Raw genomic sequence first — 360 nt, 5'->3', positions numbered from 1 at the left:
AACCTTTACTTTCTGACGGGCATTCTGCCATTTCTCATCATAAGTGATGACTGGTGTGTCCTGATCACGGTAGGAAAGGTCAACATATCTCGGCTCTTTGTCCAGCACATAACCGTGAGCTGTTTTTACTTCCTTCACATAGTATTTTCCAGCCGGGAGATCTCCCATCTGTGCAATACCATTGGAATCTGTGGTAATGGTTCCTACTTTTTCATCTGCTTTGAAATAATCTTCACTGACACCATCTGCCGCTTTGATATCTTCCGCAGCAAATACATCGAAAGCCACATCTGAAAGGCTTCCGGTTACATACTCAAAAAGATGCTCCACGGTACCTTTTACATGATCCAAAAGTGTCAC

General features: G+C 43.3%; 1 protein-coding gene. It reads right to left on the bottom strand.

Translation table 11 applies throughout. The annotated features are described in order from the left end of the window. Positions 1 to 360, bottom strand: a 360-nt coding sequence (locus G5B12_RS17170) for a prealbumin-like fold domain-containing protein (protein ID WP_174088988.1), incomplete at both ends; no start/stop codon positions are given.

This window comes from Blautia sp. MSK.20.85, assembly GCF_013317245.1.
Lineage (GTDB): Bacteria > Bacillota > Clostridia > Lachnospirales > Lachnospiraceae > Blautia_A.
The sequence above is the reverse complement of the archived record's forward strand: the minus strand, read 5'-3'. Positions and strand labels throughout refer to the sequence as shown.